The sequence below is a fragment of the Hyphomicrobium sp. 802 genome (genome assembly GCF_000526135.1).
GTDB lineage: Bacteria > Pseudomonadota > Alphaproteobacteria > Rhizobiales > Hyphomicrobiaceae > Hyphomicrobium_B.
Window position 1 is genome coordinate 2,967,788 of sequence record NZ_JAFM01000001.1, and the last position, 25,405, is coordinate 2,993,192.

The following is a 25,405-nucleotide window of genomic DNA, read 5'->3' on the forward strand; positions in this document are numbered from 1 at the left end:
CACTAATGCCAGCGGAAACCGCTCCTATTGAACCCGTCAACATCCTGCTGGTCGACGATCAGCCGGGAAAGCTTTTGACGTATGAAGCCATTCTCGACGGGCTCGACGCGACGCTCATCAAAGCAACGACCGCCGAGGAAGCACTGACGGCACTCCTCAAGACGGACATCGCCGTCATCCTGATGGACGTGTGCATGCCCGATCTCGACGGCTTCGAGCTTGCCGCGATGATCCGCGACCATCCTCGCCACGAAAAGACGGCGGTGATCTTCATCTCGGCAGTGCGGCTTGAGACGGACGATCTTCTTAAAGGCTATCGAACCGGTGCCGTCGATTACGTGTCCGTGCCGGTCGTGCCGGAAATCCTGAAGGCAAAGGTACAGATTTTCGTCGAGCTTTATCGCAAGACACGTCAGCTTGACGCCCTTAATGCCGAACTCGAAGAACGCGTCAAGCAACGCGCCGAACAGCTTGAGGCGTCACACGCGGCGCTGCAAGAAAGCTCCGAGCGGCTGCGTCTCGCGAGCGAGGCCGCCAAACTCGCCACGTTCGAATACGATGCGACAACGCAGATGCTGCGCTGGTCGGCGAACACTTCAGACGTGCTGCATCGCGATGTTCCCGAACAGCAAAGCTTTGAAGACTTCATGTCGGTCGTGCACGATGACGACCGCGAGATGGTCAGAAACTATGTCCGCACGGCCAACTATGCCGACTCCATTGCGGAACTCGAATATCGTGTGACGAGCGCACGCGGCATTTCGTGGATTCTCGCACGCGGACGCGCAATCAACATCGGCGACACGCAGCGCGTGCTCGGAACGGTACTCGACATTACAGAACGCAAATCGGCGGAGAGCCATCAGCAGCTTCTGATGGCCGAGCTTGACCATCGCGTTAAAAACATCCTCGCGAATGTTGCGGCAATTGCACGGCTTTCAAGCGCCAATGCGGTTTCGGTTGCGTCATTTGCGTCGGCGCTCGACGGGCGCATTCATGCGATGTCGTCGGCGCACGATCTGTTACGCCAGAGCAGCTGGACGGGCGTGGACCTGCACGAACTCGTGCAGGGCGCACTCGCTCCCTTCCGCTCTCGCAGCACGAACGACATCATCGTCGACGGCGACCGCATTCGTCTGACGTCCAAGTTCGGGCAGTCGATGGCTCTCGTCCTGCACGAACTCGTCACCAACGCGGTCAAGCATGGCGCGCTCTCGACGGCGGGTGGCAAGGTCAATGTTGGATGGTCGCGCATCACGACGCCGGAAGGCGACAAGATCGCGTTCTCGTGGCAGGAGCGCGGAGGTCCTCATTGCAGCAAGCCGGCGCGCAATGGTTTCGGCCTTGCGGTGATCCGCAGCGCTGCATCGGAATGCGGCGGCACGGCTGAGATGACTTTCTCGCCCGAAGGATTCCAATTCGATTTCCAAGGTGAGCTTTCGTCACGCACACAGCTTGTCGGCACGCGCCATATCGCGATCGTGCCAAAGGCGCGCACGCCTCTTCCCGCTGCAAGCATCCCGGCCCCGAGGAGCTGCCGCATTCTTCTGGTCGAGGACGAAGCCTTGATTGCCATGCAGTTGAAGCTTGATCTCGAAACGGAAGGGCACACGGTCGTCGGGCCATATGCGCAGCTTTCGGAAGGCTTGCGTGCAGCGACGGAAACCAATTTCGATATTGCGCTGCTCGACATCAACCTCGGCGCCGATAACAGCGCGCCGATTGCCGAGATTCTCGATCGGCGGATGATCCCGTTCGCCTTTACGACCGGCTACAACGACCTCGTGTTCCTGCCGCCGCGCTTGCGGGAATATCCGCATCTGAAGAAGCCGTACAATCCGGGCGACGTAACGGATCTCATCAAGATGCTCGCCTTTCGCGCCGATGAGCAACACGCCGCCAGCACCTCCAATCAGGTCGCGTGAAGGATAATTTCAACCGATACGACGGGCGTTCACGCGCATTCTTGCGACGTGCGGCCATGCGACATTGTGCGGTGCGGAAAACCCGCGCTAGATTCCGGACGTTGTTTTCGTTTTCAAAGCCTGTCTCGCGGGGAATTCGATGACTGCCAGTTCCTATCGTTCTTCACTCGATGTCGCGGCTATCGGCAACGGCCGTGTCGCGGCGCTGATCGACAAAGGCGCGCGCATCGTCTGGTGGTGTTTTCCGCGGCTCGACGGCGATCCGATTTTCTGCCGCCTGCTCGCAGGCGATGAGGAGAAAGGTTTTTGCGACGTCGTGCTCGAAGGCCAAGTGTCGGCAACGTCGAGCTACATCCGCAATACCTGCATCCTCGAAACGATCCTCATTTCGGACAGCGGCGCAGCTGTCAAAGTGACGGACTTCGCGCCGCGCTTCTGGCGGTTCGACCGCTCGTTTCATCCGACGCAACTCATGCGCCGCATTGAACCGCTGCGCGGCTTGCCACGCATTTCCGTTCGCGTTCGGCCGACGCACAGCTATGGGCAGGTCGCGGCCAGCGCTTCGCACGGCTCGAACCATGTCCGATATATGTGCGGATCGAATGCCATTAGAGTCACGACGGACATTCCCATTTCCTATGTCGTGCATGAGACGCCATTCGCGCTGACGCATCCGATGACGCTCGTTATCGGTTCCGATGAGCCGATCGAAAGCTCGATGGATGCTTTGTCTCGCGAATTCCTGGAGCGCACGCGCGACTTCTGGGTAGCGTGGGTGCGCGGCCTCGCTGTCAGCTACGAATGGCAGCCGGAAATCATTCGCGCCGCGATCCTGCTCAAGCTCTGCACGTTCGAAGAGACCGGCGCAATAACCGCTGCGCTTACGACATCCATTCCAGAGGCGCCCAACACGCCACGCACCTGGGACTACCGGTTCTGCTGGCTTCGCGACGCCTATTTCGTCATTCGTGCGCTGAACCGCCTCGGCGCCACGCAGTCGATGGAGAATTACCTCGACTACATCACAACCATTGTCGCCGACGGCAAAGGCCCGTTGAAACCGCTCTACGGCATCGTACATAACGATATCGCGGCGGAACGGATTGCGCCCGATCTCAAAGGATATCAGGGCATGGGGCCTGTTCGCCTCGGCAACCTTGCGTCCGACCAGCTGCAGCACGACGCCTACGGCAGCGTGATCTTGGGCGCGACGCAGATGTTCATCGATCAGCGGCTGCCGCGAATGGGCGACGTCAGCATGTTTCGTGAACTCGAGGCACTCGGTGAGCAGGCGCGTTTGCTCTATCTCGAGCCGGATGCCGGCATTTGGGAATACCGCGGGCGTCAACGCATCCATACGCATTCCGCGACCATGTGCTGGGTCGCATGCGATCGGCTGGCGCGGATCGCGAAGATCCTCGGCCTCGGCGACCGGATGGCGTATTGGGCGGAAGCCGCCGAAAAAATCCGCGCGGAAATCCTCGCGCGTGCCTGGAGCGACAAGCGCCAGTCGTTCACGGGGGCGTTCGATCATCAAGAGCTTGACGCGAGCGTTCTGTTGCTGCCCGACCTCGGCTTCCTGCCGCCCGACGATCCGCGCTTCGTCAAGACGTGCAACACCATCGGCCGCGAGCTGATGCGCAACGGCCTGATGCTGCGTTATGCGGCCGAAGACGATTTCGGATTGCCGGAATCGGCGTTTCTCGCCTGTCAGTTCTGGTACATCGACGCGCTCGCCTCGATCGGCCGCGCAGATGAAGCGCGCGAGCTGTTCGGTGAAATTCTAAGTCACCGGAATTCTTTCGGAATGCTCAGCGAAGATCTACATCCCTCGACGGGCGAGCTTTGGGGCAATCTTCCGCAGACGTACTCTATGGCCGGGCTGATCAATTCCGGCATGACGCTCTCCCGGAAGTGGGAAGACGCATGGACCGGATCAGCGGCGGCGCATCACGACGACGCCGAAGGCAGCCACAAACAGAGCCGAAGCGAGCGGGATATTGTTTCCGCCGTTACACGCAGCAACGGCGGCGGAGCGTTCGACGTCAACGGATAAGACGTTTCGCAGATGCTTCAATGCAGAGATGAAGCACGGCCGCGCGTGCGCCGCGTCGTGGCCTGTTTCAATACGGCGACGAGCCGGCACTGGACGCCATCTTCGTTGAACTGTCTTTCGACTTGTGCGGTCGGAAAGCCACTGTCGATCAACGTCGTTCCGAGCCCTCGCCGTTCGGGAGCGCTGACGGTGGGACCGCCGCGCTCACTCCAGAGAAGTTCGAACTGGCTGTCGTCATTGTCGAGGCGGGTGAGCGTCCAAGTCACGGTGACCCTCCCGCGATCGTTCGACCACGCGCCATATTTGATGGCGTTGGTGCCCAATTCGTGCAGCGTCAAAGCAAGCGCGCTGGCAACGTCACCCGGCACAATCGTTTCTGGCCCGCGCATGACGAAACGCGCTGAGCCCGGCGGCACCAGAGGTTTCATGGTTTCGGAGATCAGCTCGCTCAATGGCGCGCCGAGGAAGTTGCGCGTCGCGACGAGATCCATGGCGTTACCCATGGCCGAAAGTCGGCCTGCAAGCGCGGCCGCAAACTGATCGATATCGCGCGTGTAGCGGGCTGATTGGCCGACAAGTCCAGCAATGACGGCGAATGTATTTTTCAGGCGGTGGCGTAGTTCGACATTGAGCTGTTCAAGTTGCATTTCACCCAAAGCACTGTCCTGCAGCAATGCTTCATTGCGTGAGCGCTCATTCAGCAGGCCTTCGACCTTGCTGTTCAAGATGTGAACCACGGCGACGATCAAAAGCGAAAGAAGCGAAAAGCTCACAAGCGCGACGACGGTCGCATTGGTTATCGGCAGCCAGCCGGGACCGGGCAGATAGAAATACCATCCCGCGAAGAAGGACGCGACAACCACCAGCAAGCCGGGTCCCGTTCCGGCGATGAGTGACGCCAGCAGAACCGCAATGAAGAACGTGAGAAACGGCGTATTGTCCTGCAGCCATTGGGACAGCCCCAGTCGCGCCAGCGCTGCGACTGCAAAAATTGCCAACCCCAACGGATATGCATATTGCGGCTTACGTCGCAGCCGCGGAAAAACTCGTTCGATCAGGTTGTCGACGAGTTGAACCATTCGTTGCACGAACGGCCCGCGCCTCCATTTTGCATTCCACGCCAGTGACGCAGCAAAGGCGCCCCAGCCCCCCAAAGATTTACACAGACTTTTCCGTAGCATGAATTGCCGATGAACGCGAGAGTTCGGGACGTTGCCGAGGCCGACACGGACGTCGCAGCACAGGCTCGCTGTGGGCATTTTGCGGCGCCAAAGAACATATCAAGAACAAATAAACGCGAGATAAACAAATCAGGGAACCTGTCGCAATTTCGCGGGTTTATACTCCGTGGTGGTGCGTGGGGGGGCCGGTATCCGATCAGTTCCTCGCGCCCGTGGAAGGAGGTCTCTTGGCCAGACTCGTCATGGTCTCTAACCGCGTCATCGACTTCAACGCTGCCCAACAGGCAGGCGGTGTCGGTGTCGCGATCTACAATACCCTCGAACGCCAAAGCGGCTTTTGGTTCGGATGGGACGGTCAAATCGAAGAGACCGATCAACCCGAGCCCAAGTCTATTACTGTCGGTGGACATACGACGGTGACAGAGCCGCTCACGGCAGCCGACTACAACGACTACTATCTCGGTTATTCAAATTCAGTTCTTTGGCCGGTCTTTCATAACCGCCTCGACCTCGCGCAATTCGAAGCCGGATATTACGCGCGCTATGTCGAAGTGAATGCGCGGTTTGCGCGCCATCTGGCTCCCCTGCTTAAGCCCGACGACGTTATCTGGATACACGACTATCACTTGGTGCCGATGGCGCGAGAGCTGCGCAAGCTCAGCGTCGAAAATCCAATAGGTTTCTTTCTGCATATCCCGATCGGTCCGGCGCAGTCACTCCTTGCGATCCCGGAGAACAAAGAGATTGCGCGGGCGCTCGGGGCCTATGATCTTATTGGGTTGCAGACGCAGTCGGATGTCCGCAACCTGATCGATTTCCTGCAGCGGAGCGTCTATGGCAGGCTGTTGCCTTCCGGGCGTATCCGCGTCGATGATACCGAACTCGACATCGGCTGTTTCCCTGTCGGTATCGACCCGAAAGATTTTGCGTTCGGGCCGGGCGAAGAGGAAGCCTTGGCGGCGAGCGAGGCTGGCGATATCCATCGCATCATCGGCATCGACCGGCTCGACTACACGAAGGGACTGCCGCAAAAATTCAAAGCCTACGGCAAATTTCTCGAAGACTTTCCCGAGTATCGCCGGAGCGTCGTGCTTTCGCAGTTTGCGCCGCCCACACGCGAGAGTGTCGAAGCGTATGCGGACATCAAGGCCGAGCTTGAATCGCTCGCCGGTTCGATCAACGGCCGCTACGGCGAACTCGATTGGGTGCCGATCAACTACATTCATCGCACGATCCCGCGCAGCGAATTGCGCGATATCTACCGAACGTCGCGCATCGGCCTCGTTACGCCGCTAATGGATGGCATGAACCTCGTCGCGAAGGAATATATCGCGTCGCAGAACCCCGTCGATCCGGGCGTGCTGATCCTGTCCAAGTTTGCGGGCGCCGCCGAGCAACTCTCGGACGCTGTGCTCGTTAATCCCTATGACCTGAACGATATCTCTCAGGGCATCAAGACTGCCCTGGAGATGACGCCCGCCGAACGGCGGCAGCGTTACCAGAAGCTGATGAAAACCGTCTGCAAGAGCGATGCGGATGCGTGGGGCAGCAGCTATTTTTCGGCGCTGCTTAAAGCGGGCCAGCGTCGTATCGCACGATCGCCGAAATCGCCGCCTGAAATGGGAAAGGCGCTCGAGCGCTTGCAACGCGCAACTAAAAAAAACACCACTGACAGCCGGCTATCGGCAAATGTGGGGACATGATGAATGTTACGGTAGATAAAATCAGCATTCCGAAATCGGATGAGATCATCAAAAGCCCAAATATTCTGTGCGTCGATATTGGCGGCACGCTGATCAAAGCCGCGACCGTCAACGAGAATGGCACGCTGATCTCGGACTTCATCACGACACAGACGCCAAAGCCGTCGACACCGGAAACGATTGTCGATCTCATCGTCGACGTCGTAAAATCGCTTCCGGCTTTTGGGCGTGTTTCCGTGGGGTTTCCGGGTGTCGTCGGGCGACATCACGTCAAGACCGCGCCCAATCTCGGGACGCCGCATTGGAGCGAGTTCGATCTCGAACAGACGCTCACTCAGAGGCTCAATGCACCGGTGCGCGTGCTCAACGATGCCATCGTCTACGGCCTTGGCGTCGCCAAAGGGCCAGGCCGCGAATGCGTCCTGACGTTCGGCACGGGTATGGGATGTGCGCTGTTCGTCAACGGCTCGGCCTTCTTCGGGCTGGAGCTTGGACAGCATCACGCGCGCGACGATATCAACTACGATCGCTACATCGGACACGCGGCCTATCTTGAACTCGGCCTCGAAGCTTGGAATGAGCGTGCCAAGTATGTCTTGAGTTCCGTGCAGGGCCTGACGAACGTTGACCGCCTTTACATCGGTGGCGGAAACTCGCGGCGCCTGACGTTCGATCTTCCGCCCTGGGCTAGCGTGGTGCCGCCCTCCACCGGCATTTCGGGCGGCGCGCGGTTGTGGCGTCCGGAGATGGATCAATGGTTCCGACAGCCAAGCGATCTGATGGGAGCCGCTTCGGAACAGCGATGAACGTCCTCACCATTGGCGGCGCAATGGTTGATACGATCGTCACGATTGCAAGTGACAAGATCGAACAGATCAAGATGCGCAATGCCGAGAGCTCGTTTCTGCTTCTCGAAGAGGGCCAGAAAACCGAAGTCGAGGAGATCGCGTCGAGCGGTGGCGGCGGCGCGCTGAACTCTGCGGTCGCAGCGGCGCGGCTCGGCCATAACACATCCATCATCGCAAAAGTCGGTCATGACGACAAAGCCGAAATCGTGCGCGGCCTGCTGCGCGCGGAAGGCGTGGACATCACGTGGCTGGCCGCCGACGAGAGCGAGCCAACGGGCTCATCCGTCATCATCTCTTCGCATGATCGCAACGCTGCCGTCTTTACCTACCGCGGCGCCAACACGCGTTTGCGACCGGAGGATTTTCCTGCCGAAGCCTTCGCCGGACATCAGCTCGTCTACGTGGCCAATCTCAGCAATGAGTCGGCAGATTGCTATCCGCTGGTCGTGGAACGCGCGAAAAGCGCCGGGGCGCGGCTTGCGGTCAATCCCGGCATCCGTCAGCTTACGGCGCGCTTCGACGATTTCTGGCAGAGCCTCAAACATATCGACATTCTGTGCGTGAACCGGGCCGAAGCGCAGACGCTGATGCCACGACTGCTGCAATCGTTCGGAGACGGCGGAGCTCCGCTGATCGTCGGTAAAGACGATCCGCTCCCGCCGCTGGCCAAGCGTGGCCTGCGTAACGGCGGATACGAGATGACGCTTGCCAAGTTTCTGAGCGCGCTGATCGAGCTCGGCGTCGGCGCCGTCGTGCTGACGGACGGTGCGAACGGTGCGTTCATCGCCAGAGGGCAAGATCTTCATTACCGCGCGGCGCAGCATGTCGTCGCAGCGGCAACAACAGGGGCCGGCGACGCGTTCTCGGCCACGTTCGCATGTTATCTTGCAGATACGAACGATGCCGTACGGGCGCTCAGCGCAGCTTCGATCAATGCCGCGAGCGTCGTGCAGCATATTGATACACAGACGGGGCTTTTATCTCGGCCGGTGTTAGAGCGAGAACTGGGGCACGAAAGCGAAGCTGCGCTTCTCAGTTTCCCGATCTAGGAAGGACATTCGGAATGCAGCATTTGAGGGTCGAGCAAACCGATACGGGTATTTCGCCGCGCGAGCGCGCTGCGGCACTGCGCGCGAACGTCGAGAAGCTTGTTTCGTCCGAGGAGCCGGTTGCGATCTTTCTTGATATCGACGGCACACTGCTCGATGTCGCCCTGACGCCATCAACAGTGCATGTGCCGCCCATTTTGCCGGATCTCATCAGCTCACTGTCCCAGCGCCTTGCAGGCGCCGTTGCGATCATCACAGGACGGCCGCTGATGGAAGCCGATCGCCTGCTCAGTCCCTCGAAGTTCATTGGCGCGGGCGTTCACGGTGGACAGATGCGACTTGCGGCTGACGGCGAGATCGAAACGTTGACGCCGAGCTTCGATCCCGAACTGCAGGCTGCGATCAAGAAGATCGTGCATGAGTTGCCTGGCGTCGTCTTCGAAGACAAAGGCAGCGGCATCGCCCTGCACTACCGGCTGGTTCCCGACATGCAACAGCCGTTGACCGATCTCCTCGAAGCGCTGCTTCCGCTCTATCCCAACCAATTCAAGATCTGCGGTGGGCGGAAGGTTGTTGAAATCCTGCCGGTCGGCTTCTCGAAGGGACGGGCGCTGCGCCGAATTGCGTCTCTCCCGCAGTTTGCGAACAAGACGCCAGTGATGCTCGGCGACGATATTTCGGATATCGATGCGTTCCAGGCGGCAGAGGATTTGAGCGGCTTCGGCCTGAAAGTCGCGGGCGAGAATTTCTCGAAGGACGAAGCCTCGTTTCAGGGGCCTGCCGACGTCCTGAACTGGCTACAGATGCTCGCGGGAACGGGACGCTGACCGCTGCTGTGCGCTTTGGCAGACGGGACTAGGCCCGTTCGGCATAGATTTCGCCCGCTGGCGGTGTTTTTGGGTACAATCCAAAATCCGTTCGAGGAGATACCATTGCTCCCTGAATATCCGCGCGTGCTTCGAGGCCGGTGTTCCCATTGCACGGCACGGTCGCTGCCGAGGCGCTCTTTTCGCATCGTGCGCGCCACATATGGACAATCTTGACTTGTCGGTATGTGCCTTGGATCCAAGCGTATCTCAGACCCTTGAAGCCGCCGGTGAAATGTCGGCGGACGATGTAATACTTGAAAAAATTGATGGGCATTTCCAACAGAAGCCGCGCGAACAACATCACCTGAGAGGAATTCTGCGCGTGCTTTGCCGAGAGTAGCATACGCTCCCCCAGCTTCTGCTTCAGGTCATCATAGCTCCGATAGGAATAATGATAGACCGAATGCCGAAGGCTGCCGACGGCATGGCCGCCCATCACGACAGTGTCATGGACATGCGAATTGCGAAAGCGGACGACTTGGCGATCGTATAGCCGGACGTACCAATGGTCGCGCGCCCAACGCCTCGGCCGCTGATCGCCGGGATAAACGAGGTCAAGAGCCATGGCGTACGCAATTTGAGCCGGACGCCCTGCCGAGAACATGCCGATGATCTCGTCGCGAAGCTCGGGCGTCACCACCTCGTCAGCGTCGAGGTTCAGAACCCAATCGTTTCTGCATTGATCTTCGGCGAAGCGCTTTTGCGGCCCGAACCCGAGCCACGGTTGCGTAATGACGCGGCAGCCTTCAGCCAAAGCCAGGGCCACCGTATTGTCGCGGCTTTCGCTATCTACGACGACGACTTCGTCGACCCAAGATTTGACGGAACGAATTGTGCGAACGATGCGATCAGACTCGTCCTTAGAAATAATGAAGCATGAAATTGGCAGTCGGCTCATGCAGGATGCCTTTCAATGCGCCTAATATCAAAAAAAATATAAAGTATATCCGTATCTCCTAGCCGCGTTCCGTGTCAGGGGCCACTAATCGATTTTAGGACAACAAGACATTTTGGTTACAGCGTCGCCACAGAACCACAGATGCGATGATGCAGGAACCGCGCGCCGCGGATAACTCCTTGATTCAGGTTGTCCACGCTTTTTCCACCCGCAAATCCAAAAATTTCTGCGTCTGCCTGCTTTCTGCCACGAACGGCGGCCGGACCGCGGCCTCAGGGTGCCAACCGCGGCGCCTTTTTCGCCTCAGACCGTATTTTCGCTTGCGCGTGCAATGGCGACGGACACGGGATTCGCGTCCTGCGGATCGCGCACTTCTCTGGCCGATGCCCTTCGCCTGTGGGGACGCCTTGTCGCGTGTCGCCTCTTGTCGCCCGCAGAAACTTGACGACAGTAGTATAGTTTTGTTTAAGCTTTTTCGCACTCGCAGCAGAGTGAGGGACCAGAGAAGGTCATCCCGACAAAATGACGTTACGCAGTATTTTCGGAACACCTCGTATTTGGCGACTGCTTGCGGTCATTCTTAGCGTCTCCGGCACGGTGTCGTTTAGCATCATGCCCGCGACGGCGCAGGACGTGGGGGCGCCAGCCGCACAAGATGGCGGAGCTACGGCGCCCGCTCTTCCCGCTCCGGTCATGACGGTGCCCGCCCCGGCCGATACGCCTGCTCCCGCGACTGCGGTCACCAAAAGCACGCCTGCTGCGGCTGATAACGCTGCAGCGTCGCCGGCTTCGCCATCGACCGAGGCGACCAGCGCTGCGTCTGCGCTATCGGAGAGAGAACCGAATGCGGAAGACGCGTCGCCGAAAAAAGCGGACCTTCCGCACGACCTGTCACCGTGGAAAATGTTCCTTGCCGCAGACAGCGTCGTAAAGGGCGTCATGATCTTTCTGATCCTCGCGTCCGTCACGACGTGGACCGTCTGGCTGGCGAAATCGCTCGAACTGGCGGCTGCGAAGCGGCGGCTGGTCTCGGCGTTTTCACGCATCAACGCAACGGCGAGCTTGGCCGAAGCCGCGCAACGCCTCGGCGACAGCAAACGTTCGCGCTCCAAACGCTGCATCGTGTCGTCGTTCATCAACCTTGCGATCACAGAGCTGCGTCTTTCGGCCGATATCGCGGACAAGAACGGCATCAAGGAACGGGTGCAGTCGCGGCTCGACGGATTGACGGCAGCGGCAGGGCGGCACATCAACCGCGGCACCGGCGTGCTCGCGACCATTGGATCGACAGCGCCGTTCATCGGTCTTTTTGGCACCGTCTGGGGTATCATGAACAGCTTCATCGGCATCTCGGAGACACAGACGACGAACCTTGCGATCGTCGCTCCGGGTATTGCCGAAGCGTTGCTCGCAACGGCGACAGGCCTGATCGCGGCCATCCCGGCGGTGATCACCTACAATCATTTCTCGCGTCAGATCTCGCGGTACAAAGCGCTGATCGGCGAAGCCTCGGCCGAAGTGATGCGGCTTGTCTCGCGCGATCTCGATCGCGGCATGAAGCCCATACTCGCGCAGCAGGCGGCGGAATAATCAGGGCGGCGGCGCGATGGCTGGAAGACTGGACGACGGCGGCGACGATCTCGTCGAGAACCACGAGATCAACGTGACGCCGTTCATCGACGTGATGCTCGTGCTGCTCATCATCTTCATGGTGGCGGCGCCGCTGTCGACGGTTGACGTTCCGGTCGATCTGCCGGTCGCGAAGGCCAAGCCGCAGCCGCGCCAAAAGAAGCCCATCTTCCTCACGATCAAGGCCGACCTCTCGCTGGCGCTCGGCAACGACGCGATCAGCCGCCGCGATATCGGGCCATCGCTCGATGCGGCAACCGGCTCGGACCGTCAGCAGCGAATCTTTCTGCGCGCCGACAAAACGGTCCCCTACGGCGAGATGATGAAAGTCATGAACCAGTTGCGCACCGCAGGTTATGTCAAGATCGCGATGGTGGGGCTGGAAGATATGTCGGGTGGCGCGACGTCCGCTCCTGCATCGGGCAACTCAGTTTCGACCAACCAACAATGACATGCTGACGACGCTCGACATCCTTGAACCAGCATGGCACGGCCGGTTCCGGTGGACGATCGCTGCGATCGTCGTCGTGGCGCTGCATGTCGGCGGAGCGCTCGCCATGTTGCATTCGCCGCCGGTCGAAGACGATGCCGACCCCGAGGGCGCGATGATGATGGAACTCGCGGCTGTGGCGGTTGCGTTGCCCGAGCGATCAGAAAATCTGGCGATCGGAGCGCCCTCGGAAGATTCCGTCGCGACGCCCGCTACCGAGGAAGTCAAGGAGGAGCAGCCCAAGGAAGATCTGCCTCAACTGGAAGAAGCGCCGCTCGTCGAAAATCCTGAAGTCGTGCTGGAGAAGGTCAAGCCGGAGGAAGTCAAAGAGAAGCCCGAGGACAAACCGGTGCAGGAAGCGCAGCCGGAGATGCTTGCTTCGCTCGCTGCCGCGCCGCCACCGATCGACGTCAAGGAAATCGGCCCGAAGGCAACCGCACCCAATCAAGGGATGTCGCGCAAGCCGAACGCCGCGGAGTTGACGTGGCAGAAGGCGCTCTACATGCACATCAGCAAATTCAAGCGCTATCCCGATCAGGCCCGCAGCCAACGTGTCGAAGGCGTCGCGACCGTCATTTTCTCGATCGATGGCGGTGGCAACGTTTCAAACGTGCGCATTTATAAAGGTTCGGGCTCGTCAATCCTCGATGACGCAGCAGTCAGCATGCTTCGGGCTGCCGCGCCGTTGCCGGCGCCCCCAAAAATGGCGGAAGCTTCGCAGCTATCGGGGAATACCGCTCGCACGATTGCGCTCCCCATAAAATTCAACGTCCGCTGATCGGCGTTACAGGTCTTCCGGCCGCTGAATTGCACCGTTCCGCATTCTGAACCGCATACAAAATGTGGCGTTATCGGAACGATCTAAGACCTTCATCAATCATGCGCATTTTAATTCTTGACCGAAGGAGTAAAGTACCCTTGTTTGCAAATTCGTAAGGAACCAGATGGGGACCGGGGAAACTCTTCTGACTTCCAGTTTTTGCGTTTGGGGAATGGGGGGAATGCAATGGAAGTTTTTTGGGAGGCAAGATCGCCTGAGGACGAGCTGTCATATGGTTCAGGCGACGCCACCAAATTGGGAGCACTAACGCTCGGCTTCGCAACGATGGTCCTCGCGAGCGGCGGGGCGGCAGCGCAACAAGCTCCGGCGGAGGAACAGGCGGTCCTGCCGCCGCTTGAAGTTACGGCGAAGAAGAAAGCGGTTGCAAAGAAAAAGGCCGTTCAAAAAAAAGCCGCGCCTGTCGCGGCAGCGCCCGCTGCTCCGCAGCCGACAGAAGCGCAGCAGGTTCAGCAGGCTACTGACGCACTCACGCCGAGCACTGGCAATACGCTACAGGCAGGCACAGGCATCGGCCGCCTCCCCGGCAGCGTTCAGGACACGCCGCAGGTCGTGAACGTCATTCCTGAAAAACAATTGCGCGAGCAGAATCCGACTACCGTCGAGCAAGCGTTGCGGGCCGTTCCCGGCATCACCGTTGCCATCGGCGAAGGTGGCGGCGGCATGAACGGCGACCAGTTCCGCATCCGCGGTTTCGAGGCCAAAGGCGATCTGTACGTCGACGGATTGCGCGACTTCGGCGTCTATGTGCGCGATAGCTTCGCGACCGAAGAAATCGATGTCATCAAGGGTTCGTCTTCGGAAACGTTCGGTGCGGGAACAACGGGCGGTGTCGTCAACCTTCGTCAAAAGACGGCTCACCTCGGCGATGCCACAAGCATCGAATTCAGCATCGGCACCGATAACTTTTATCGTGGTGTCATCGACGTCAATAAACAGATCAACAACACCACAGCGGCACGCGCCGTCGGCATGTACCACAGCCAGGATTTTGCGGATCGCGACCACATCGAAAGCGAACGCTGGGGCTTCCTGGGGTCGCTCGCCTTCGGTCTCAACACCGATACGACGTGGACGCTCAACTACCTGCATCAGGAAGGTGATCGCACACCGGACTTCGGCGTGCCGATGGTCTTGCGGCCGGGAGCGACCACGGGCGGCCTTCCCGTAACTGAGCTTGGGGTCGATCGCTCGAATTTCTACGGCATTGCTTCGGACCACGACAACACGAAAGTCGATATGGTCACGTCGCATTTCCGCAAGGACGTTTCGAGCGCCATCACGTTCTATAACGACACGCGATTGGCGTTCTACGACCGAGATTTCGCGACAACCGTTCCGGGCTGCTCCTCGGGCGCGGTGGGTACGACGACGTGCGCATCGCAGTTCTTCGCCGGTCTTGATCCGAACGTCAGCAACGGCGGCGGCAACCCGACGATCATTCAGAATTCGTGGGGCATCCAGAACGTCGCGAGCGGCGTGGCGAAATTCAGAGCCTTCGGCCTGAAGCACGAAAGCGTCGCGGGTATCGACGTGTTCTATCAAGAGGACGATCGCCCCGGATATTCGCAGTTCGGGAGACCGTCGGGAACGGCCGGCGCGAGTGCCGGTGCGCCGATCCGCGATCCGGGCTCATTCTTCTATCAGTACTACCCGGTCAAACGTAATCCGGTGAACGATCGGTCGAGCGACGGCACGGAACTTGGCTTGTTTGCCAGCGATCGCGTCTGGCTGACGAACCAACTTTCTATTCTCGGCGGCGCTCGCTGGACGACTTTCGATTATAACTTCCAGCAGCCCAACGCTGCGCCGCCTCTCGATGCGTCCTCGACCGGCAATTATTGGAGCCCGAAAGCGAGCGTTATCTGGGAGCCGACGAAGTCTCAGACGTACTATTTCTCGTGGTCGAAATCAGCGTCACCGGTCGGGCAGTTCGTCACTAACGCGACGAACCCGATCACGCTCACCGTCCCTCGGAACGCGGTGGAAGAAAACGAGACTTATGAAGTCGGCGCGAAATGGAGCCTTCTCAATAATCGCCTTGGCCTAACGGCAGCGCTCTTCCAAGTCGAGAAGAACGGCGTCGTCACGCCCGATCCGGATACTGGTGACCTGATCCAGACTGGCGAGTCCCAGCGCGTTCGCGGCTTCGAAGTCGGCCTCGCAGGCCAGCTGACGAAAGCGTGGACGGCGAACGTCGGCTACACGTACCTGGACAGCGAGGTCACAGGCTCCACCACACCAGAGAACATCGGCAACAAAATCGGCGGCGTTCCCGCAAGCTCTGTCAGTCTCTGGTCAACCTACAATCTGTCGGAAGAGCTTATCCAAGGTCCGGGAAAGTGGACCATCGGAAGCGGTTTCATCTACCAGAGCCAAATGTTCAGCATCTCGGGTTCCAACACCAACGCGTACGTCGTCCCGTACACGTTCAGTCTCGATGCGATGCTGTCGTACGAGCTCGATGGGTGGCGGTTCGCCGTCAACGGCTACAACCTGACAGACCGCGTGAACTACGACCAATCGTTCGGCAGCCGCGCCACGCCATCGGCCGGCACGAGCGCCGTGTTCACGATCGGCAAGAAGTTCTGAGGTCCACGGCGATCTCAGTGAACGTAACCAGCAGGAGGGCGCCCAACGCCCTCCTGCGCACCATTTTATGAGTTACCGATGCTTGTTCAAATTCCTGACGTGCTCAAGCCGGAAGAGGTAGCGACCGTCCGCAACATTCTCGAACAGTCGGCCTGGGTGGACGGCAAAGAGACGGCAGGCGAGCAGGCCGCCAGTGCCAAGCATAATCTGCAAATCCGCGAAGGCTCTAAAGCGGCCATGGAGGCAGGCGACATCATCCTGCGTGCACTCGGTCGTAATCCGACGTTCAATTCCGCAGCTCTGCCATTGCGCGTGCTGCCGCCGCTGTTCAACCGCTACGACGCGGGCATGAAATTCCACGCGCACGTCGACGGTGCGATCCGAGCCGTTCCAGGTGCCGGAATGCGCATGCGCGCCGACGTCTCGACGACGCTGTTCCTGAGCCCGCCTGAAGACTACGACGGCGGCGAGCTGGTCATCGTCGACACGTACGGCTCGCACACCGTCAAGCTTCCGGCCGGACATGCCATCGTTTATCCGTCGACGAGCCTGCACAGCGTGACAGAGATCACGCGCGGCAGCCGCTGGGCATCGTTCTTCTGGACCCAATCGATGATCAAGGACGACGGGCGGCGCGCGTTGCTGTTCGATCTCGACGCGGCGATCCGCGACGTTCGCGCCGTCCTTCCTGACGATCAGCCGGGCGTGTTGGGGCTGACCAGCCACTACCACAATCTGTTGCGGCACTGGGCTGAACTGTGATGCAACACGATTTAATAGACGAGGATTTCGAGCTATCGATCCCCCAGCCAGGCGCTCGGTATCAGCCGCTCTACATCCGCGAAACAGAAGAGGGCTTTGCGCTTCGCATCACGCGCGATCCGGAGACGGCGGCTCGATATGTGCGCTCCGAAGCCGTGAACGGGGCGGTGAAGGCGCAGGTTGCGTGGGGCTATATGCTGCACGAGGGGCATGGCGTCGAACGCGATCCCGAAGCGGCGCTACGCTGGTTCAGGATTGCAGCTCACAGCGGTAATGCCGACGCGCTCAACATGGTCGGCCGCTGCTATGAGTGCGGTTGGGCTGTTGCCGCCGATCCGGACGAAGCCATTCGCTGGTTTCGTCTCGCGGCCGATAAAGGACACGCCTGGGCGCAGTACAATCTCGGCAAGCTCCTGGCGCGTGGTCACGGCGGCAATCGCGACCCGCGCGTCGCCCTATCGTTGCTCGTCAGCGCAGCGCGGCGCGGCGTTCCCAAGGCCATGAACATGCTCGGCCGATTTCGCGAAGACGGCGTGATCGGCGCGCCGAAGCCGCAAGCGGCAGCGCGATGGTTTGCGCGTGCCGCCCAGCGCGGATGTTTCCGCGGCCAGTTCCATCATGCACGATACCTCGTCGCATTGGGGCGCATCGACGAAGCCGAAAAATCGTTTCGCGCGTCGTTGGCGCAGGCGCCTGATAAATACCGCCGCGATGCTCTCGCCATGCTGCGCAACCACCCCATCGAGAAGATCCGCGGGATTGGTTTCGATATGCCCCCAACGGCGCGGGAGCCGCGAGCGTGAATATCAACGTGCCAGATGCTCAGATGCGACGCGCGGAACGCTCCAACCGGCGTGCTGAATGGATGCGGCAGCTGCGGCAATGGCACTGGATCAGCGGTGCGGTTAGCCTCGTCACGATGCTGCTTTTCGCGGTGACGGGCATTACGCTCAATCATGCGGCGAGCATCGAAGCCAAGCCTTCAGTCACGACGGTGAAGGCTACGCTTGATCAATCGAGTCTGAAGCCGCTGGAAAGCGCTCCGACAAAGGGACGGTCGCCATTTCCTGCTGCGACCGTAGCAGGGATCGCAGCCGCAACCGGCGTGGATGTCGACGGCCGCGACGTCGAATGGTCGGACGACGAGGCCTATGTGACGCTGCCCCGTCCGGGTGGCGATGCGTGGATCTCGATCGACCGCGAAACTGGCGAACTCACTTACGAGAAGACCAATCGCGGCTGGATCGCCTATCTCAACGATCTACACAAAGGGCGCAACGTCGGCACCGCATGGGGCATCTTCATCGACGTCTTTGCGCTGTGCTGCGTTGCATTCTGTGTGACGGGTCTCCTGCTCCTGCAAATGTACGCACGCGGACGACCGAGCACATGGCCGGTCGTCGGGTTGGGCGTGGTCATCCCGATCCTGATTGCGATTTTGCTCATCCACTGACACACGAGGCAACAAAACGAATGCGAACTCTCTTTTTGACCGTCGGGCTTACCGGTCTTGCTGCAACGCCGGCGCTCGCCGCAGATCTCGAAATTTCGGTCGAGGTCCCTCGCCTCGATGTTGCCGAGTACCACAAGCCGTATGTGGCGGTGTGGCTTGAAGGTCCGGACCGGCACGTCGCTGCCAACCTCGCCGTTTGGTACGACATCGCCAACAAGCGCAACGAAGGCGAAAAGTGGCTTAAAGACCTCCGCCAGTGGTGGCGTCGCGCCGGCCGCGAGTTGAAGCTCCCGGCCGATGGACTGACCAGCGCAACGCGCGCGCCAGGCACACACTCAATCAGCATCGACGACGACAAGAACAAAATCTTGAGCGGGCTTGCTCCGGGCCAATACCAGCTCGTCGTCGAAGCAGCGCGCGAAGTCGGCGGCCGCGAGGTCGTGAAGATCCCGGTGCAATGGCCGCTGCAAAAAGGGGCAACGCTCAGCGGCAAAGGCGAGCACGAACTCGGAACCATCACTATCAGCACGAAACCATGATGCAATCTGGGATACCGCGAACCATGAAACGTCTCGTATACGCCGCAGCGGCGTTCGCATTTCTTATTCCGGCAGCGGCTGACGCCCATCGGGCATGGTTGCGGCCGTCAGCGACCGTTTTGTCTGCCAAAGACACGTTCGTCACCGTGGACGCTGCGGTCTCGAACGATCTGTTTTATTTTGAATTCCGTCCTCTTCCCCTCGACGGCCTGCAGATCACGGCGCCGGATGGATCGACAATCGCGCCTGAAAATGCGAACTCCGGCAAGCTTCGCAGCACCTTCGACATTCCACTGAAAGCGCCCGGCACCTATCGCATCGCGCTCGTCGACGACCGCCTGATGGCACAGTATACCGATAATGGCGAGAAGAAGCGCTGGCGCGGCAAGGTCGAAAACCTGAAGGAAATCCCGGCCTCGGCGAGCGACGTTGTCGTGATCCAATCGCAGCGTCGCATGGAAACGTTCGTGACGGCGGGCAAGACCGACGAGACCGCTCTGAAGCCCGTGGGCAAGGGCCTCGAAATGCAGCCGATCACGCACCCGAATGATCTCGTGGCCAACGACGAAGCGAGCTTCAGGCTTCTGCTCGACGGCAAGCCTGCGGCAGATACGAAGATCGAGATCGTGCCTGGCGGCGTGCGCTATCGCAATCAGCCGGGCGATTTCTCGGTGACGACAGACAAGGATGGGGTGTTCAAGGTCAAGTGGCCTGAAGCCGGCCTATACTGGATGGAAGCAAGCGTCACCGACGACAAGCCCAGCGTCAAGGAAGCGAGCAAGCGCCGTTCGACGTATGCGGCAACGCTTGAGGTGCTTCCGGAATGACGGCTTCGGCGCGGCGGGTCTTGATCCCGCGCCGAACGCCGATACCCGCGACGCTCGCAGCGCTGCGCACACTGTCGGTGTGTCAGATCGGCGGCGAAACGATGGGAACGACATGGAGCGCCAAGATGGCGCTCCCGCGCAACGCCAACGTCGGTGCCCTTCGATGCGGGATCGAACGCGTGCTGGCGCAGGTGATCGCCGAGATGAGCCCGTGGGATCCGGCATCGGCTCTCTCGCGTTTCAATGCTGCGCCCGCCGGAACGTGGCATCCTTTGGCTGACGGGTTCTTCAAGGTGCTTTCCAGCGCGCTCTCCTGGGCGGAGCGAACGGGCGGCGCCTATGATCCGACGGTCGGCGCGATTGTCGATCTGTGGGGCTTTGGTCCGTTTCACATTGCGCCCGGCTTGCCGGATGGGGCGGCGCTCGATGCAGCGCGTGTAGCGTCCGGTTGGCGTAGCGTGACGCTCGATAAGGAAAACCGGCGCGTGTTTCAGCCCGGCGGCGTGCGGCTCGATCTCTGCGCCATCGCCAAGGGCTACGCCGTTGATGAGGTCGTCTCGGTGCTGCGCGTCGCTGGCGTCAGCAATCTTCTCGTCGAGATCGGAGGAGAACTGAGAGGCGAAGGACTAAAACCGGACGGGTCGCCCTGGTGGGTGGAATTCGAACGGCCGCGCCATACACAGGTTGCTGATGGGACCCACCCCGAGACCGTGCTTGCGCTCGCAGGGCTTTCCGTTGCGACCAGCGGCGACGAGCAACGATATTTCGAGCACGGCGGCCGCCGCTACGCCCACACCGTCGATCCACGGACCGGGTTCCCGACCGCGCACGACCTGATCTCGGTCACCGTCGTCACGGACGACTGCATGACCGCTGACGTGCTGGCAACGGCGCTTACTGTGCTGGGACCTGAGGAAGGGCCGGCATTCGCAGCGGCAAATGGGTTCGCGGCCCGGTTCGTGTCCTTCGACGGCCGTGCCCTTACGGAACGCATCACGCCTGCCCTGGCGCAGATGCTGTACTGACGCGATGTTTTGAAAAGAATGGTCGGAGCGAGAGGATTTGAACCTCCGACCCCCAGTCCCCCAGACTGGTGCGCTAACCAGGCTGCGCTACTCTCCCCCTGGACCACTCACTTTAACCGACTGATTTGTCACATATTTTCAAATCTTGCAGGGAAGGCTCGCATGGTACAGCGCAGGGTTGGCGCTACCTATGCGCTACCTAGCAGAACGCGAGTTGCTGCCCCTTCGAAGGCGGGGCAGTCACAATGACATCTCGCACATTGACCGATCTCGACATCAAGCACCTCAAGCCTCGTGCGTCTCAATATGAGGTTTTCGACCCTTCCACACGAGGTTTGGCAATACGTGTGTCGCCTGGCGGCACCAAGGCGTTCGTTTTCCTGTATCGCATTGGCCGCCACCCTAGGCGCTACACGATTGGTCGATATCCGGTCGTTTCTTTAAAGAGTGCGCGCCAGTGGACAAGTGAGGCCCTCAAGCTCGTTGCCGCAGGCAAAGACCCTCAGGCTAGGAAGCTGCTTGAACGCGAGCGCTACCGGTCTAGCCTTTTCCCAGCGACCGCCACCGCCTTTATCGAAAAGTATGCCAAGCCCAACACAAAGGCCTGGAACGAGACCGAGCGGATCCTGGAACGTGAGTTCTGCCCTCGATGGAAGAGCATGCATCTGCATGACATATCGAAGCATCACATAGCTGAGGCTTTGGACGAGTTAGTCGTCCAAAACGGCCCAAGCGCTGCCAATCATGCCTTCGCTGCTTTGCGCCGGTTATTCAACTGGTGTGTAGAGCGCGGGGAACTTGGCATCAGTCCTTGCGCAGGTTTGAAGCAGCCAGCCCAAACCTACTCACGTGAGAGGGTCTTAACCAACGAAGAGGTCGCGCGTATCTGGAAGGCCGCCCACTCAATTGGCTACCCCTTTGGATCGCTGATCAAACTGCTGTTGCTGACAGGTCAAAGAAGAAGCGAGGTATCAAGGCTCTGCTGGGTCGATATCGATCTAGACACCGGCCTTTGGACCCAGCCTTCCCTCTCAAACAAATCAAAGCGAGTGCATCTTGTGCCCTTGACCAGCCACGCTGTTGAGGTGCTTCAAGAGATCCCGTGTCTCAACGACCAACTTGTGTTCCCAGCGCGGGGCCGGTCGAATAAGGCCGTTTCTGGCTTCAGCAAGTGGAAGAGGCGTCTAGACAAGCTAAGCGGAACTAAGAATTGGACCATTCATGACATTCGCAGAACTGTGAATACAGGGCTTGCAGCGCTAAAGGTCCCGCCTCACGTCGCAGACCATATTTTGAACCATAAGGGCTCAGTGAGAAGCTCGGTCGCAGCAATATACGACAGACACGACTACCTCGATGAAAAGCGAGACGCTCTTCAAAGATGGGCTGCGCATATTGACCTGCTAACTAACATGGAGTGCTAGCCTTCTCTGCTCTCTCTTGTACGTTGCCCACAGAAATGCAAAATAGTGGGCAACCAGGGCAAAGCGGTTGCCCACAGAATTGCAAAATAGTGGGCAACGCGGTCATGGCTCTGAAGCCGATACCATTAAACTTTGTCACGCTCTACGCAGACTTGGCGCAGAATGTACGAGCATCCACTCACGAACATGGCTCTGTGGTCGCTCGAAAGCGCCGTGGAAGGGAATATCTCTACGTAGTCAACAAAGATGGCTTAGAAAGAACCGAGACCTATCTTGGACCAGCAGATGACTCAGCAGTTGCAGAACAGGCAGCCGCGCTTAGACAAGGAGCTGAACAAGCTAAAGCTCTACGATCAACTGTATCGCTCCTAAAGCAAGCGCGTATTCCGGCGCCATCGCTCTACTTGGGACGCGTTCTAGAGGTCGTTGCCAACGCCGGGCTATTTAGCCAAGGCGTGACACTGGTAGGCACGGCAGCCTTTCAAACCTACGCTTGCATACTCGGATACCATTTGCCGGGTGCTGCAGTTATGACCAACGACGCCGATCTGCTAATCGCGTCATTCGTAGCGAACGAAGAAAAGAAGGATATCGAAGAGATCCTTCAACGAGCTGATCCCACTTTCAAAGCTCAGATGAGCATCAATGATAAGCTGCCCAAGGTGTTTCGATCGAACGCCAACTTCTCAGTCGACATTCTCACAACCTATCGTCGGGGCAGAACAAGCCCGGTCCTAGTGGAAGAGCTTAGCTGCTCAGCCGAAGCACTGACGTTTATGGAATATCTTGCAGAGGACAGTATGGAAGCTGTCGCCTTGTATGGCGCTGGCGTCCTAGTGAGAGTTCCGCCGCCAGAGCGATATGCGGTCCACAAGCTTTTGATAGCTCAGGAAAGGCGAGGAAAGTTTGCGGCAAAGAAGAAGAAGGACTTGGATCAGGCGCGTGACCTTCTAGACATTCTGCTCGAGACGAATGAGCACTCACTGCAAAGCGCACTTGATGACGCCAGAGGACGTGGAAGGGCTTGGAAAACGGCTATTAACGCCTCGCTGAAAGAGATTGGACGCGATACACGCCAAGGACGCTTACCACTCATTGTAACTAAGCTGGAGGCAGGGAAATTCTCGGTTTCTGAGCGGCCTTTGGTACGGTCAAACTCGTCGCGCAGGAAGGTTACAGAAGAACCGAAAGTTACTAAATCGTCCTCTCGCTCACAAAGACGGTAACTCGAACTGACGAAGCTCGACGGTCTCCTCGCCCCTCTCAAAGACCAACTTCGCCGTGGCCATAACTTCGATTGCGTATTCTCCCATAATTGCACGGGATATAAGGCGCAATTCGTCGAGCACACATGGATTACTTTCCATTAGGGCCGCGACGTAATAACTCACTCTTTTCTTTCGTCAGGGACCCAAAGTAAGCGCTGCCTGCATATAAGTAATAGCAGCGCTATATTGCGCCCGTCGCTCATAGACTTGGTGTGGTCTGAAACTCGACACCCCTTGGCCCGCGAATAGGCGGTAACTAGGCAACTCAGCTCGGTGAAAGCTGTCTTTTTAGACCTGCCACAGAAGATGTGGGGGCTAGACCGTACTGTACTTACACGAAAGACGCTCACCTCTTGATATCTTGATAGCAGCTGCAGCGTCACGAGAGGGCAACGCCGACACTTGCGACCCTCAAGCCTATGCGAGTCGATGAATAGCAAACGTAGGCTGCGTTACTAAAGCTGAGCATTAAAGGAGACAGCGTAACCGCCCTTTCTCTCGAATACGAGAGTTGCTCATATTCATTGTGTTACTCGGGACAGCGATAATATTCCCAGAGCACTCTTGTGCCATCAACGGCATAAGTGTGCCCTCGAACATCGATAATATAGGTATTTTGATGATTGTTTAGCCTCAACCTTTACGCCGCGAAATGCCGGCATTGGCTTGGGATTTAGATATCCAGCATTTCCTAAATAGATACGGCCGTTAAACTAAACTGCCTAATTCACCGAAAATATGGATGTTGAGATGGAAGCGCCAGACAAGATAACCCAGTTAGAAAGATGTTCAGGTGCGATGAGAGGGATGCTTGAGTCGCATCACCTCAGTCCCACTGAGTACGCCCGTATCGTCGATAGCGTCGTGAATTTAGAAATGGAAATAAGGAGGCAGAAAACTGTCGCTAAGTACAACAGCAAGAAATCGTAAAGCCACGCGACATGGGAAGGCGTTCGTCTTCTTATGTAACGAAGAGCTAATGGACGCCCTTCGTAAAGTCGCATCCGATAATCACCTTTCGATTGCTTCATTCATCAGGCAAGCGGTGCAAAGGCACATATCCCTATACAAGAGTTTTCAATAACTCCTGACGGCATCGGGGATGCCTTTTGATTTCATGCAAGCTTAGGCTAGCAACGCATCGAAAGGCAGCACCAAACGACCGACGAGGAAGAAATTGAAGTCAAAAGGATGAACCATAGCACTCGTATCTTGAGTAATTTGGACTAAGGCTCATTTCTGCACCTTGACTGTGACGGGTGCGCCATGTTCCCCACCCATGAAGAGTTGCACAAGAGTATGTTCATCGATATTACCCGACCCTTCGCCAGGCCCCGTATCGACTAATGCCGCCGATGTTTCGACGGTGATAATGTCATCGACATAAACCGGCTGCTTGACGCAAAGATGCAAATTTTTCTTTGGTGTTTCACTAGGCGATGAACCGTGATCTGGTGCTAATGGATCTATTCCAAAAGGCCCATCACACCCATCATTTTGAGCGTCAATATGAATTCGATTTCCCGCATCAGTCTTACAAACAAGCATTTTCGGGATATCGAGATTTACGACACGAGTTGCGTAAGAATAGTCAACAACATGTTCCATTCTGGTTGCGTTTTCGACATAAGTCACTTTACAGCGAATTGACCCAGAGATGTTGTAGAATGTTGGTTCCCATACGATTTGAGATCGCTCCTCGGCACATTCCCGCGTTTGATGAAACATACACTTGCGATTCCATGCGCTCTTAAGATCATCATTAATCTGACCATAGTCGATTAATTTCTGCGGAGTTAAGATTTCGCCAGCACGGCCATGGGTTGCCTGAATCGTCACCGCATTGAGAAGGACGAGTAATGCAAATCCGAGTATACGGCCTAACATATCATAATCCTCAACTACCCACGATATTGCATTCAGAATTGATCAGCAAGACACACTCGATTTGATTCACATCGGGAGCCTGTCACACCATACGCAGTGATGGAGAATTAGCCCCAAGTTTTCAAAAAAGTACAGGAGCAAC

General features: G+C 58.3%; 21 protein-coding genes and 1 tRNA gene. 18 read left to right on the top strand and 4 right to left on the bottom strand.

Annotated features, from left to right (window positions below; genetic code table 11):
• Positions 1-5: 5 nt before the first annotated feature.
• Both HYP802_RS0115205 and HYP802_RS0115210 read left to right on the top strand, forming a co-directional pair.
• Positions 6-1,925 (top strand): response regulator, encoded by a 1,920-nt coding sequence (locus tag HYP802_RS0115205; RefSeq protein ID WP_013948240.1) that lies wholly within the window; start codon positions 6-8, stop codon positions 1,923-1,925.
• A 139-nt stretch (positions 1,926-2,064) separates the two neighbouring features.
• On the top strand, positions 2,065-3,981 hold the full coding sequence (locus HYP802_RS0115210; protein WP_013948241.1) for a glycoside hydrolase family 15 protein: 1,917 nt from the start codon (positions 2,065-2,067) through the stop codon (positions 3,979-3,981).
• 17 nt (positions 3,982-3,998) lie between these two features.
• On the opposite strand, the gene HYP802_RS0115215 is transcribed toward HYP802_RS0115210, so the two are convergent.
• Complete coding sequence (locus HYP802_RS0115215) at positions 3,999-5,060, bottom strand: HWE histidine kinase domain-containing protein (protein ID WP_245261501.1); 1,062 nt, start codon at positions 5,058-5,060, stop codon at positions 3,999-4,001.
• 329 nt (positions 5,061-5,389) lie between these two features.
• Here HYP802_RS0115215 and HYP802_RS0115220 point away from each other — a divergent pair, with 329 nt between their 5' ends.
• Genes HYP802_RS0115220 through otsB form a run of 4 tightly spaced genes read left to right on the top strand, consistent with a single transcriptional unit; the run spans position 5,390 to position 9,589 of the window.
• Entirely contained in the window at positions 5,390-6,865 is a 1,476-nt protein-coding gene (locus HYP802_RS0115220; protein WP_013948243.1) for a trehalose-6-phosphate synthase, read from the top strand.
• Entirely contained in the window at positions 6,862-7,671 is an 810-nt protein-coding gene (locus HYP802_RS0115225; protein ID WP_013948244.1) for an ROK family protein, read from the top strand. The genes HYP802_RS0115220 and HYP802_RS0115225 overlap by 4 nt, the downstream gene beginning before the upstream one ends.
• Positions 7,668-8,762 (top strand): carbohydrate kinase family protein, encoded by a 1,095-nt coding sequence (locus HYP802_RS0115230; RefSeq protein WP_024276074.1) that lies wholly within the window; start codon positions 7,668-7,670, stop codon positions 8,760-8,762. The genes HYP802_RS0115225 and HYP802_RS0115230 overlap by 4 nt, the downstream gene beginning before the upstream one ends.
• 14 nt (positions 8,763-8,776) lie before the next feature.
• Positions 8,777-9,589: a trehalose-phosphatase gene (gene otsB / locus HYP802_RS0115235; RefSeq protein ID WP_013948246.1), complete on the top strand. Its 813-nt coding sequence runs from the start codon at positions 8,777-8,779 to the stop codon at positions 9,587-9,589.
• A 28-nt stretch (positions 9,590-9,617) separates the two neighbouring features.
• On the opposite strand, the gene HYP802_RS0115240 is transcribed toward otsB, so the two are convergent.
• Positions 9,618-10,529 (bottom strand): glycosyltransferase family 2 protein, encoded by a 912-nt coding sequence (locus tag HYP802_RS0115240; protein ID WP_013948247.1) that lies wholly within the window; start codon positions 10,527-10,529, stop codon positions 9,618-9,620.
• A gap of 522 nt (positions 10,530-11,051) precedes the next feature.
• Between HYP802_RS0115240 and exbB the strand changes: the two genes are divergently transcribed.
• From exbB to HYP802_RS0115290, 10 genes are all read left to right on the top strand, one after another.
• A complete protein-coding gene (gene exbB / locus HYP802_RS0115245; protein WP_013948248.1) occupies positions 11,052-12,119 on the top strand; it encodes a tonB-system energizer ExbB in 1,068 nt (355 codons plus the stop codon).
• Between the two features lie 16 nt (positions 12,120-12,135).
• Positions 12,136-12,609, top strand: coding sequence for a TonB system transport protein ExbD (exbD, locus tag HYP802_RS0115250; RefSeq protein ID WP_013948249.1), 474 nt, complete (start codon positions 12,136-12,138; stop codon positions 12,607-12,609).
• 1 nt (position 12,610) lies between these two features.
• Positions 12,611-13,426: an energy transducer TonB gene (locus HYP802_RS0115255; protein ID WP_013948250.1), complete on the top strand. Its 816-nt coding sequence runs from the start codon at positions 12,611-12,613 to the stop codon at positions 13,424-13,426.
• Positions 13,427-13,654: 228 nt separating this feature from the next.
• Positions 13,655-16,078 (top strand): TonB-dependent receptor, encoded by a 2,424-nt coding sequence (locus HYP802_RS0115260; RefSeq protein ID WP_024276076.1) that lies wholly within the window; start codon positions 13,655-13,657, stop codon positions 16,076-16,078.
• Between the two features lie 78 nt (positions 16,079-16,156).
• Complete coding sequence (locus HYP802_RS0115265; protein WP_013948252.1) at positions 16,157-16,840, top strand: Fe2+-dependent dioxygenase; 684 nt, start codon at positions 16,157-16,159, stop codon at positions 16,838-16,840.
• A complete protein-coding gene (locus tag HYP802_RS0115270) occupies positions 16,840-17,643 on the top strand; it encodes a tetratricopeptide repeat protein (protein WP_013948253.1) in 804 nt (267 codons plus the stop codon). The genes HYP802_RS0115265 and HYP802_RS0115270 overlap by 1 nt, the downstream gene beginning before the upstream one ends.
• Positions 17,640-18,293, top strand: a complete 654-nt coding sequence (locus tag HYP802_RS0115275; protein WP_013948254.1) for a PepSY-associated TM helix domain-containing protein — start codon at positions 17,640-17,642, stop codon at positions 18,291-18,293. Before HYP802_RS0115270 ends, HYP802_RS0115275 begins: the two co-directional genes overlap by 4 nt.
• A gap of 20 nt (positions 18,294-18,313) precedes the next feature.
• Positions 18,314-18,832, top strand: a complete 519-nt coding sequence (locus HYP802_RS0115280) for a DUF2271 domain-containing protein (protein ID WP_013948255.1) — start codon at positions 18,314-18,316, stop codon at positions 18,830-18,832.
• A 23-nt stretch (positions 18,833-18,855) separates the two neighbouring features.
• Positions 18,856-19,659, top strand: coding sequence for a DUF4198 domain-containing protein (locus HYP802_RS0115285; protein WP_013948256.1), 804 nt, complete (start codon positions 18,856-18,858; stop codon positions 19,657-19,659).
• Positions 19,656-20,684, top strand: coding sequence for an FAD:protein FMN transferase (locus HYP802_RS0115290; protein WP_013948257.1), 1,029 nt, complete (start codon positions 19,656-19,658; stop codon positions 20,682-20,684). The genes HYP802_RS0115285 and HYP802_RS0115290 overlap by 4 nt, the downstream gene beginning before the upstream one ends.
• Before the next feature lie 19 nt (positions 20,685-20,703).
• On the opposite strand, the gene HYP802_RS0115295 is transcribed toward HYP802_RS0115290, so the two are convergent.
• Positions 20,704-20,781: transfer RNA gene (locus HYP802_RS0115295), tRNA-Pro, on the bottom strand.
• A gap of 148 nt (positions 20,782-20,929) precedes the next feature.
• Here HYP802_RS0115295 and HYP802_RS0115300 point away from each other — a divergent pair.
• The gene (locus tag HYP802_RS0115300; protein ID WP_024276079.1) at positions 20,930-22,108 is read left to right on the top strand and encodes a site-specific integrase; all 1,179 of its coding nucleotides are present in this window, start codon (positions 20,930-20,932) and stop codon (positions 22,106-22,108) included.
• 104 nt (positions 22,109-22,212) lie between these two features.
• Complete coding sequence (locus HYP802_RS0115305) at positions 22,213-23,334, top strand: GSU2403 family nucleotidyltransferase fold protein (RefSeq protein WP_024276080.1); 1,122 nt, start codon at positions 22,213-22,215, stop codon at positions 23,332-23,334.
• A 1,275-nt stretch (positions 23,335-24,609) separates the two neighbouring features.
• Here HYP802_RS0115305 and HYP802_RS23675 read toward each other — a convergent pair.
• Complete coding sequence (locus HYP802_RS23675) at positions 24,610-25,263, bottom strand: hypothetical protein (protein ID WP_155831244.1); 654 nt, start codon at positions 25,261-25,263, stop codon at positions 24,610-24,612.
• Positions 25,264-25,405: the final 142 nt, after the last annotated feature.